Source organism: Pontibacter sp. HJ8 (genome assembly GCF_054824225.1).
Genome location: NZ_JSYF01000575.1, coordinates 1 through 1,003, shown reverse-complemented (window position 1 = coordinate 1,003; position 1,003 = coordinate 1). Strand labels below are relative to the sequence as shown.

Sequence of the window (1,003 nt, the reverse complement as noted above, 5' to 3'; positions counted from 1 at the left end):
CGAAACTACCGGAACATTGACTCGCTGGACAAGGCAGCCCGGTATATCCGAAGTGAGCTGGAGAAGCTTGACTGTGAGGTAACAGAGCAGCCTTTTAAGGTAGATGGCAGGACGTATAAGAATATTAGAGCATTATTCGGGGGCAGCAACGGGCAGGAGCGCCTCGTGGTGGGGGCCCACTACGATGTATGCGGCGACCAGCCCGGCGCCGACGACAATGCCAGCGGTGTGGCCGGCCTGCTCGAGACTGCCCGCTTGCTCCATGAACAGAAGCCATCCCTGAAAAGCCCCATCGAACTGGTAGCTTATTGCCTGGAAGAACCCCCTTTCTTTGCCAGCGAAGACATGGGCAGTGCTGTACATGCCAAATTGCTGCACAAACAAGGCGTCCAGGTAAAGGCCATGGTGTGCTATGAGATGATCGGCTACTTCTCGGATGAGCCCCATTCACAGAAATTCCCGGATCAGGAACTGGCCAGGCACTACCCGCATACTGGTAACTTTATCGTCGTAGTGGGCAAAACCGGGCAGGAAGTGTATACCCGGCAGGTGCGGGACCTGATGCGAGCGCATACTACTATCGATGTGCAGTCCGTGAATTTGCCAGCCAGCTATGGTCTGGCCGGTCTCTCCGACCACCGCAACTACTGGACCTATGGCATCAACGCCGTCATGATCAACGACTCCTCTTTTCTCCGCAACCCCCATTACCACCAGACCAGCGACACCATCGATACACTGGACTTCGACAGGATGACGGAAGTGGTGAAAGGCGTGTATGGTGCTATCATCCAGTTATAAAAATTAAACGCCTATACCTGTGTGATTCAGGCATTATTCTACTGGAGATTTACCTGCTCCTAGGTATAGGAAAAGCCCCAGGTTCATATATATCTCCCCGCTGGTGCGAGCTTGTAGCTCGTACCTTCAGTGTATTTTGCTTCATCAGGATCCAACCTGGTATTGTTTCATTGCTTCACCTGCCGGTGGGGCCTCACTTTTC

The 1,003-nt window shown here is 53.2% G+C and carries 1 protein-coding gene; it reads left to right on the top strand.

Annotated elements, in window-relative coordinates:
- A partial coding sequence (locus tag OB13_RS19530) for a M28 family peptidase (protein WP_461491862.1) occupies positions 1-801 on the top strand: 801 nt, incomplete at its 5' end.
- Positions 802-1,003: the final 202 nt, after the last annotated feature.